Source organism: Azospirillum formosense, from assembly GCF_013340925.1.
GTDB lineage: Bacteria > Pseudomonadota > Alphaproteobacteria > Azospirillales > Azospirillaceae > Azospirillum > Azospirillum formosense.
Genome location: NZ_WHOR01000253.1, coordinates 1 through 8,629 on the forward strand (window position 1 = coordinate 1; position 8,629 = coordinate 8,629).

The 8,629-nt window shown below is 67.6% G+C and carries 10 protein-coding genes; 2 read left to right on the forward strand and 8 right to left on the reverse strand.

Annotated features, from left to right (window positions below):
- From GBZ26_RS23720 to GBZ26_RS23735, 4 genes are all read right to left on the reverse strand, one after another.
- The coding region (locus tag GBZ26_RS23720; protein WP_174440964.1) for a hypothetical protein at nt 1-971 on the reverse strand (971 nt) is incomplete at its 3' end.
- The gene (locus tag GBZ26_RS23725; protein WP_343207196.1) at nt 964-2,208 is read right to left on the reverse strand and encodes a glycosyltransferase family 4 protein; all 1,245 of its coding nucleotides are present in this window, start codon (nt 2,206-2,208) and stop codon (nt 964-966) included. The genes GBZ26_RS23725 and GBZ26_RS23720, both read right to left, overlap by 8 nt.
- A gap of 49 nt (nt 2,209-2,257) precedes the next feature.
- Complete coding sequence (locus GBZ26_RS23730) at nt 2,258-3,475, reverse strand: hypothetical protein (RefSeq protein WP_174440966.1); 1,218 nt, start codon at nt 3,473-3,475, stop codon at nt 2,258-2,260.
- Nucleotides 3,476-3,562: 87 nt separating this feature from the next.
- Nucleotides 3,563-4,033, reverse strand: a complete 471-nt coding sequence (locus GBZ26_RS23735) for a DUF3299 domain-containing protein (protein ID WP_174440967.1) — start codon at nt 4,031-4,033, stop codon at nt 3,563-3,565.
- 304 nt (nt 4,034-4,337) lie between these two features.
- Here GBZ26_RS23735 and GBZ26_RS23740 point away from each other — a divergent pair, with 304 nt between their 5' ends.
- Complete coding sequence (locus GBZ26_RS23740) at nt 4,338-4,688, forward strand: ArsR/SmtB family transcription factor (protein ID WP_014240322.1); 351 nt, start codon at nt 4,338-4,340, stop codon at nt 4,686-4,688.
- Nucleotides 4,689-4,865: 177 nt separating this feature from the next.
- Complete coding sequence (gene hutG, locus GBZ26_RS23745; RefSeq protein WP_174440968.1) at nt 4,866-5,690, forward strand: N-formylglutamate deformylase; 825 nt, start codon at nt 4,866-4,868, stop codon at nt 5,688-5,690.
- A gap of 15 nt (nt 5,691-5,705) precedes the next feature.
- On the opposite strand, the gene GBZ26_RS23750 is transcribed toward hutG, so the two are convergent.
- The 4 genes from GBZ26_RS23750 to GBZ26_RS23765 form a co-directional block, all read right to left on the reverse strand.
- Nucleotides 5,706-6,116, reverse strand: a complete 411-nt coding sequence (locus GBZ26_RS23750; protein ID WP_174440969.1) for a bacteriohemerythrin — start codon at nt 6,114-6,116, stop codon at nt 5,706-5,708.
- Between the two features lie 361 nt (nt 6,117-6,477).
- Nucleotides 6,478-7,263, reverse strand: a complete 786-nt coding sequence (gene fabI / locus GBZ26_RS23755; protein WP_174440970.1) for an enoyl-ACP reductase FabI — start codon at nt 7,261-7,263, stop codon at nt 6,478-6,480.
- 302 nt (nt 7,264-7,565) lie between these two features.
- Nucleotides 7,566-7,985 (reverse strand): YgaP-like transmembrane domain, encoded by a 420-nt coding sequence (locus GBZ26_RS23760; protein ID WP_174440971.1) that lies wholly within the window; start codon nt 7,983-7,985, stop codon nt 7,566-7,568.
- A 59-nt stretch (nt 7,986-8,044) separates the two neighbouring features.
- A partial coding sequence (locus GBZ26_RS23765; RefSeq protein WP_174440972.1) for a PRC-barrel domain-containing protein occupies nt 8,045-8,629 on the reverse strand: 585 nt, incomplete at its 5' end.

Below are 8,629 nucleotides of genomic sequence, written 5' to 3' on the forward strand. Positions count from 1 at the left end.
CACGGAGCCGCCTCCCCACCCGCCAGCCACAGGCGCCGCAGACTGACGACGAGCGCCCCGGCCACCAAACCAACCAGCGCCGCCATGGGAACGACCGTCAGGGGATTCGGCCAATCCGGGCGCTGCGCCGCGGCCGGTGGTTCGATGGCGTCCGCCGCAAGCGGCAGATCGACCTCGATCATCATGGCGATCCGCTCCTGCTCCGACAGCAGGTCGGCGAGGGCGCGGCGGTGCTCCGCCACGGTGATTCCGGCCAGACGGGCGCGGGCATGGGCGATCTGCGCGGCGCTGCGCCGGGACGCCTCCGCCCGCAGATGGGCGTCGGTCGCCTGGGCGGCGGCCGAGAGGATCCGCAACGCCATGGCGCGGTCGGGATGGCGCAGCCGCAGCCTTCGCATCGGCCCGCTGCCCACCATGTCCACGGTCAGCCGCTCCCGAAGCGCGCTCGCCACCCGCTCCGCGTCGGGCTCCACCCAATCCGATCGGCCGACGAGCGCGAGGAACAGCCGCTTGGCGGACGCAACCGGCCCCGGCGCGGGGCGCCAGCCCCCCGCCTCCTCGTCCCAACGGCCGGGAAACAGGCCGCGCAACAGCGCCGGATCGACCATCATCCGCTCCGCCACGGGGATGGAGGTGAAAAGCTGGAGGTAGCGCGCGAAGTCCGAGAGGATCTCGTCCCCCGGACCGGGCTCCGATGCGGCCGCGGCGGCCTCCCGGCCGATCAGAACGGGCAGTCGCGCGCCCATGGCCGCCGCACCGACGCGGGCGGTCGGCCCGATCACCATCACCGCGGTGTATTGCGGAACCACCAGACGCAGGGCCGTCACGGACACCGCCACGCCCAGCGCCATCCCAATGAGCAGGATCGGCCAGCCATCCCGCATCATCCGCAGGGACCGGCGCAGCCGCAGCCCCGACTCCACCGCCTCGACCTCCAACGAAGAGCGGCGCAGCGGCATTCCGTCAGGCATGGGGCAGACTCCGCCCAGGCAGGACGGATGCGCCGCGCAGCCTCGTCCGGCGCAGCGTGTCGGCCAGCGCCATGAACCGCCGGGCCGCCGCCATGGCGTCCCAGGACGATGCGACGACCAGCGCCCGCGCTCCGTGCTCAGCGCACAGCACCGGATCGCGGGCATAGCGGCGAATCGCGGTGGCCAGTCCCGCCGCGTCGTCCGGAGCCAACCTCTGACCGCAGCCCTCCAGCATGGCCGCCGCATCGCTGCCCGACGGCCCCAGGAACAGGCAAGGCCGGCCGGCCGCCAGCGCGCCGGCGACCTTGCTGGGGACCAGCAGCCCCTCGGCCCGCGGATCCATGGTCGCCAGATGCAGATCCGCGGCGGACAGGCTCTCCGCCAGCCGGTCCGGCGGCTGGAGCGGCAGCAGCCGGACGTTCGCCAGCCCACACCGCTCCACCGCCTCCGCCACGGCGGCACGCCGCCGCCCCTCCCCGATCAGCAGAATCTCGATGGCGGGATCGCTGCGGGCCAGCAACGTCGCCGCATCGAGCACGGCGTCCATCGGGTGGGCCAGCCCCATGTTTCCCGAGTAGGCCACGGTAAACCGGTTGCCCAGACCATGCTCCAGCCGGAACGGATTCTCCGCGCGCGGCACAGGCCGGATGCGCGGATCGGGCCAGTTCGGCAAGACGGTGATCCGTTCGGCCGCCACCCCCACCGCCAGCCGCCCGGCCATGCAGCGCCCGATGGCGACCACCGCGTCATGGCGCCGAAGCGCCCGAGCGCTTGCCCACTCCATCATCCGCATCAGCGGTTCCGGCAAGCGGATGCCGAGCACCGGCAGCAACGCCGGAAAGACATCCTGGCTCCAATGAATGGACGCCGCACCATGGCGGGCGGCGATCAGCGGCCCCGCGCAAGCCAGCAGCGGCGGATCGGTCATAGTCACCACGACATCGTGCCGCGGCAGGCGCAACGCCCGCTGGATCAGCCGAACCGCGGCCGCGAGGTAGCCGCGGACGGTCAGCCGCGCGTCCGTGCGTCCCGCTCCCGCATCCGGCGGGCTCTCCCCTCCCGTACGGCAGACGATGACGCCGGGCGGCGCGTTGCTGGGTCCGCAGCCGTCCGCGACGACGGTGACCCGCCACCCCATCGCCGCCATCCGTTCCGCCAAGTCGGACACGCAACGCCCGGTCGCCCCCTTGTCAGGAGGAAACACCCGGTTGACGAACAGGATGGATGGGCAGCCCACGGATGAAGGTTCATTGAAGTGTTTTGACACGCATAAGTATGCATCTCCTTCAGCGTACCGGCAACTGCTTCCCGCGTTCCGCGGCCAGGACCGCCAGGGTGAGCAGCAGGCCGGTGTCGAGATACTTGAAACTGGTGTGAACGCCGAGCGCCATCATCAGCGGCGCCGACACCGCCCAGCCGAGCGCGGGTTCGGACCGCAGGAGCGCCAGCACACGCGGAGCAAGACCGCCGAGATAGGCGATCAGCGCGCACAGCCCCACCACCCCGGTCTTGGCAAGGGCATAGGTCACGAGCGTGTGGGTGTAGGACACGCGCCAGCCGCCCACCGCCGGATTGGCGAGGAGCGCCCCCCACCCCTGCCCGAACAGGAAGGCGGCCGGGGATGACAAGGCTTGCCCGAGCGCGGCCTCCGCCTCCTCCCATCGGGCGTTGGCCCCGGCCAGCCGGGTTTTTTCGGCCACCTGTCCCAGGGCCCCCAACAGCGCATCGGGGAAAAGCGCCACCAACAGCAGCGCCATCCCCCCCGCCCCCAGCACCGCCAGCGGCGCCCGGCGCAGCCACCACAGCCCCAAGGCGGCGAAGGCCATCGCGGCAAGCCCGAGCCCCAGCCGGTGCCCCGCCCCGGCCAGCGCCACCAGACACAGCAAGCCACCCAGAATCGCGGCCACACCGGCAACGCGCCGCAGCCACCCGCCATGCGTCAGCATCCCGCCTCCGAAGGCCGGCAGCGCGATGGCGGCGAACAGGACCGACGGAGCGTTCAGCAGATAGACCCCGCCGTCCGCCATCGCCCGAACGCCGACGGCGCCGAAGCCCCAGTCCGCCTGCTTCCACCAGCGCAGCGCGAACCCCACACCGGCCACCGCCAGACCACCGGCGAGCAACCCCGCCGCCCGGTCGGGGGCGGCGCGCAGCAACGGCACCAGAAGCACGGGAAGGAACAGATAAAGAAGGGGCACCACGTCGCGCACCATGTCGCCCGGCGCCCAGTCCAGCCACACGCCGCGCATCAGCGGGCACCACAACAGCACCGCCAGCGCCAGCACCGCGGGCGCCTCCCACGGCGGCGAACCGCCCTCCAGCAAGGTCTGGCCCGTCACCACGGACAGGGGACGCCGCAGCCCGACGCCCAGAACCAGCAACGCGCCGATCATCCCTTCCGCCGGACGGATCTCCGCCGGGGCCGGAGCACTCAGCAGACCATAGAAGACGAGCGCCAGGAACAACCCGGCGGCACGCCACAGCGCCGCTCCCCCTTCGCCCACGCGCTCCCAGCCATCGGTCCGACTCGAACAGGCGGCAGCATTCCATGACACAGCGAAAAAAGGAACGACCGATCAGATCCGCAACGATCAGGCGTAGCGCAGCTCGGCGCGGTCGAGACGATAGAACAAGCCCTCCAGAGGATTCAGCCGCAGCGTGCCGGTCATCAGCACCGGGGCCTGCGATTCGCGGACCGGGATCTGGCTGTGGACGTGCAGCATCGTGGAAGGGCTGGGCCGGTGGCAGGCCGGACAGGCAATGGGGTTGGCGGCAAGGATGAAGCGGTTGTGGGCCGGCGCGTCGCTCAACGGCACCATGAAGCCGCGCACCGTCACCAGCTTTCCTTCCAGCGCCTTGACGCGGGTCGGGAAGACCGGATTGGCTGCCGGACCTTCCATGCGGACCTGCACCAGATCACGCCACAGGGCCGTGGTGTCGTCCAAGGGAAGGTGGAATGGCCCGGCGGGATGCGTGGGCTCGTTGGCGTTGGTCGCCCAGATCGCCCAGCCGGCCACCGGGGCCAGAGCGAGCGGCAGCAGAACCTGTCGGCGCGACGTCATGGCGGTCCTCCCCCTCGATCCTGCCCGTTTCGGTCGTTTGCTCGACCGTTCATACGATCCCGTTCATGCGATCGTTTAAGGCATCCTGTGCGGCCTTTGTCCCGGACCGTCGTGCTTATGGCCGAATTGTTCCCGAGCCCTCGCCCAAGGTCAACAGGCGAGCGATAGGCCATACGTAAGAGGTCTTCGCCCGGCGACTTCGGGCAGCGCTTCGCCGACCTATGGGATTGACGCGGCGGCCGACCTATACTTTGTAAGAGCGGCAACCACCGATAAAAACCTTACGAGCGGGAACCAACGCGGCATGCAAAAAGGGTCAGCACCGAAGGACAAGCCGGCGCATCTCCGCCTGTCCGAAGACCAGACCACCGAACTGGCCGACATGTTCCGCCTGATGAGCGACCCCAGCCGGCTGCGCATCATCCTGGCTTGCCTGGACACCTCGACTTCGGTCGGCGACATGGCGGCGGCGCTGGGCCTTTCGCCGTCCCTGGTCAGCCATCATCTCCGCCTGCTGCGGGCGGGACGACTGATCCAGGCGGAACGGCGCGGCAACCGCGTCTTCTACCTGATCACCGACGAGCACATTCGGCGCGTCCTGTCGGACATGGTCGACCATGTGGCGGAGGAAAGCGAAGGCGACCTGGAAGCCTGATGGTGCGGTTGCGGCGGCATCGACCGCCACAACCCGTTGAAGCCTTTATAACAAATACGCAATAGGATTTGACCGCCATGCCGGTTGCGCCGCATAGTCCAGATCATGCTGCGGCGCATCAAACCGTTGTTGCACGAATGGCCTGAAGGGTGGGGCCAGGAAACCAAGGGTGTTGGCATGGAGACGTTCCGCTTCCAGCCGGGGGAAACCCCCGTCCTGCTCAGCATCCCGCATGTCGGTACCATCGTACCGCCAGACATCGCCACCACGATGACCGACGCCGCCCTGGCGGTGCCGGATACGGATTGGCATCTCGACCGCCTCTATCACTTCGCCCCGGCGCTGGGCATCGGCTTCCTGAGGCCCATCGCCTCACGCTACGTGATCGATCTGAACCGCGACCCCGACGGCGCCGCTCCCCACCCCGGCGCCGGCAACACCGAACTCTGTCCCCTCACCACCTTCGATCACCAGCCGGTCTATCAGCCGGGACAGGAACCGGACGCCGCGGAGGTGCGGCGCCGGCTCGACGCCTATTGGCGCCCCTATCACGAACAGCTCGACAGCGAGCTCCAGGCGCTGAAGGATCGCTTCGGCGTGGCGGTGCTGTTCGACGCACACTCCATACGATCGCAGGTGCCACGCTTCTTCGACGGACAGATTCAGGACTTCAGCCTGGGCACGGCGGAAGGAGCCAGCGCCTCGCCGGCGCTGGTCGGCCGGGTGATGAACGTGCTCACCGCGACCGGACGTTTCTCCTCGGTGCAGAACGGGCGCTTCAAGGGCGGCTTCATCACCCGCCGATACGGAAACCCCGCCGAAAACATCCATTCGATCCAGCTCGAACTGTCGCAGGTCACCTATATGGACGAGCAGGCGCCCTTCAGCTTCCGCGAGGAGTCGGCGCGTCAGGTGCGCCCGACGCTGGAGCGGCTGCTGAGCCTTGTCGTCGAATGGGCGTGGGAGAACGCCGCCGGCCGCCGGCGCAGCGCCTACCTGTAACGTCCTGTCCGGCCCTCAGACCCAGACGCCCCGCACATAGGGAGTCAGCTGAGTGTCCTGCATGATGATGTGGTGGACCAGCCAATCCGCCGTGAAGGTGTAGATCCGCTCGGCGTTCTGGTGGGTCGGGTCCCGCGTGAAGACCGCGGACAGTTCGCTCAGCGTCCGCACCGCCTCATGGTGCTGGCGGACATGCTCCTCGAACTTCGGGTAATGCACGGCCTGCATGATCTTCTCTTCGCGGGCGAAATGCTGCTGGGTGTACTCCAGCAGCTTCATGAGAATTTTGGCGACACGCACCGGCATGAAGCTGCGCGAATTCAGCGCGGCGTCCAGTTCGTTCAGATACTCGATCAGGTGTTTGTGATCTTCATCGATGGACGGCTGGCCGACGCTGAGCTGCCGCCTCCACGTAATGACACCCATGAACCCTCCGCACCCTGTCTTCCGCGGCCACCGGGCAATTCCGCCGAAAGCCACCGCATTGAAGGGAAGCGCGCCGTACCTGCGCAACTGAAGATGAAGGTGCGCAACCCGTCAAGGAATCGTAAATACCAGACGCCGCGACCCTTGTTACCGCCGACTCCGCAACCGACGGCCTTTGCCTGCATTATGGGCGCATTTTCTACAAAACGAACGCATACGATCGTCACATGGCATTTTGCCGCACCAAAACAAAGACGCGAAAAGGCAGGGGAAACGTCATGTTTCCGCCTGCCTTCACATCGACTTTATGAAGATGAGGCGACGATCAGCCACCCCAACTTATCTGCAAACGGCCGCTCGGTCAGCCGACGATCGAATAGCCGCAGTCCACATAGGTTGTGCTGCCGGTGATGCCCTTGGCACCGTCGGTCGCCAGGAAGGCGGTGGTGTAGCCGACCTCTTCGATGGTGACGAGGCGCTGCTCCGGCGCGCGTTCCGCGGCCTTCTCCATCAGCTCGTCGAAATGGGCGATGCCGGACGCGGCGCGGGTCTTGATCGGACCCGGGGAAATGGCGTGGACGCGGATGCCCTTCGGGCCCAGTTCCGCCGCCAGATAACGCACGCTGGCCTCCAGGGCGGCCTTCACCGGACCCATGACGCCGTAATTGTCGATCACGCGGTTGGCGCCGAAATAAGACATGGTGAACAGCGAACCGCCGTCCTTCATCAGCGGCTCCGCGTAGCGGGCCATCCGGATGAAGGAGTGGCAGGACACGTCCATCGCCATCTGGAAGCCCTCGCGCGAGCAATCGACGACGCGCCCGTGCAGATCGTCCTTCGGAGCGAAGGCGATGGAGTGCAGCGCGAAGTCCAGCTTTCCCCACTTCTGCTCGATCTTCTCGAAGATCGCCTTCAACTCACCCTCGCCGGTGACGTCCACCGGCTCGAAGATCTCCGCTTCGAGCTGCTGGGCCAGCGGTTCGACGAATCGCTTCGCCTTGTCGTTCAGGTAGCTGATCGCGAGATCCGCGCCCAGCGCGCGGAAGGCGCGGGCGCAGCCCCACGCGATCGACTGATCGTTGGCGATGCCGAGCACGAGGCCCTTCTTGCCTTCAAGCGTGGCGGCGGCGGGGATGATCGTGGTCATAGGCTGGCTTTCCCGGATTGCAAGGTGGCCGGATTCAGAGTGCGCCAGATCGGATCACTCGGATTGTGCAACGCACCATAATGCAATCGAAGGTCATAGGCAACTTGTTAAAGTCGCAATATATCCGACATTATCGCTTTGTTTATCCGTAACACAGCCTTCACACAGCGAAGACGCGAAGTGCGCGGAGGCAATCCATACCTCTTTCTTGCGTATTCATGACGGGGACCGCAACAAAAACAAAGGCCCCACCTTTCGGAGGGGCCTTTTCGCAGGACCAGCTTCTATGGGGCCGGAGACGATCAAACGGCGCCGGGCGTGAAGGACGGCGGATCGCTGGCTGGGAAGGATTCCATCGACGCCTCGTCCACCTTCTCCTTGTCGTCGGCGTCGTCGTAGATGTCGCCGGGATGGCGCGAGTACTGATGAACGCCTTGATCCACGTCCTCGGCGGGGATTCCCGCCCCGTGATGGCCGCCCAAATCCTCCATCATCGCCTTGGCCGGGCAATAGCCGGTCAGTCCGCGGGCGACCAGGGCGCCGCCGGCCAAAGCCAGCGCCGCCCCACCGACGGTTGGACGGCGCAACCCGAGCACGGCGAGAAGGCCGCCGCCGACCAGCGACACCAGACGTTCGGTGTGCCCGACGTTGATCATGCGTTCGAGATCGTCCGGCAGGGCCGCGTTGCGGCCGCCCATGCCCTGTTGGCTCGTCATCGCCATCGCTGCTCTCCTCGATCTTTTTCCATGGTCACTGGCTTCGGGGGTCACTGCTTCGGGGGTCACTGCTGCGGGGCGGGCGGCGTGGAACCGCCCTGCTCCGGGGCCGGCGCGCCGCCGGTCGAACCGGACGACCCCGGCTGGGCCGCCCCTTCGGGCTTGCGGGCCGTATCGGCCAGCGTGCGGGCCTGCGACAGCTCGCGGTTCAGCCGATCCACCTCCTGCGACAGGCGCTGCACCTCCGACTGAAGCTGCGGCGATCCCGCGGCACCGCCCTCCGGCATACCAACCGCGGCAAGGGCCGCACCGTCGCGCATCCAATAGGGCTGGACCCCGTAATAGGTGTGCAGCGCCACCGCCCATTGCCGGTCCGACATGTCCGGGCGGTTGGAGCGGGTGAACTGGGGCGCCGCGGTCAGCCGGTCCTTGGTCACGTTCAGGACATAGCCGTCGCCGGCCTGCGCCGGCTGGACCAATGCCCACGGAACCGGGAAGTTGCGCTCGCCCAGACCGAGGAAGCCGCCGGCCTCGACCACGGCGTAGGCGACGCGCCCGGTGTTCGGATCAACCACCAGTTCGGAAATGGAGCCCATCTCCTCGCCGCTGGCGTTGTGCAGCTTGGCCTTCGACAGGTCGTCGGCGGAGAC

What these genes read in the sequence shown, in the direction of transcription:
- fabI (WP_174440970.1), bottom strand. Translation starts at nt 7,263, where the DNA reads ATGACCACGATCATCCCCGCCGCCGCCACGCTTGAAGGCAAGAAGGGC.
- hutG (WP_174440968.1), top strand. Translation starts at nt 4,866, where the DNA reads ATGGAGACGTTCCGCTTCCAGCCGGGGGAAACCCCCGTCCTGCTCAGC.
- GBZ26_RS23740 (WP_014240322.1), top strand. Translation starts at nt 4,338, where the DNA reads ATGCAAAAAGGGTCAGCACCGAAGGACAAGCCGGCGCATCTCCGCCTG.
- GBZ26_RS23760 (WP_174440971.1), bottom strand. Translation starts at nt 7,985, where the DNA reads ATGGCGATGACGAGCCAACAGGGCATGGGCGGCCGCAACGCGGCCCTG.
- GBZ26_RS23750 (WP_174440969.1), bottom strand. Translation starts at nt 6,116, where the DNA reads ATGGGTGTCATTACGTGGAGGCGGCAGCTCAGCGTCGGCCAGCCGTCC.
- GBZ26_RS23735 (WP_174440967.1), bottom strand. Translation starts at nt 4,033, where the DNA reads ATGACGTCGCGCCGACAGGTTCTGCTGCCGCTCGCTCTGGCCCCGGTG.